The sequence below is a fragment of the Dellaglioa sp. CoH-55-MRSF-8 genome (assembly GCF_056782195.1).
This window is the reverse complement of the sequence record NZ_JBXAYH010000136.1, coordinates 1-334: the sequence shown is the minus strand read 5'-3', so window position 1 is coordinate 334 and position 334 is coordinate 1. Positions and strand designations below refer to the sequence as shown.

The window sequence follows — 334 nt, the reverse complement described above, 5'->3', positions numbered from 1 at the left end:
GAGCTGGGTTTCGCTGCCGTCATCGATGCCACCCAGATGTATCAGAACACCGCATACTTCCTCGGCCTCTTGAACGAGGATCGGGCTCGTGCTAATATGCCGCCCGCAACCCAGACCGACGTGGACAAGGCAGTGAGTCACGGGTTTGACAAGAAACAATCGTTCCGACACCGCACAAAGGAGAAGAAATGAGCAAAATCACCAAAAGTCGCGTCATCATCGAGTTCGAGGCGTCTTCTGGCTACGAGTCGAAAGAAGAGTTCCAGACGCATCCGAGTTCGCTTCCACTCAGGAATGCGCTGCGCGAGATTTTGCGCGTGCTCCTGATCAACAA

Annotated in this window: 1 protein-coding gene; it reads left to right on the top strand. The window is 54.2% G+C overall.

All coding sequences use genetic code 11. From position 1 onward, the window contains the following. Positions 1–192: hypothetical protein (locus tag AC1RPW_RS08255; protein ID WP_481769482.1), on the top strand; the 192-nt coding region annotated here is incomplete at its 5' end. Between the last annotated feature and the right edge of the window lie 142 nt (positions 193–334).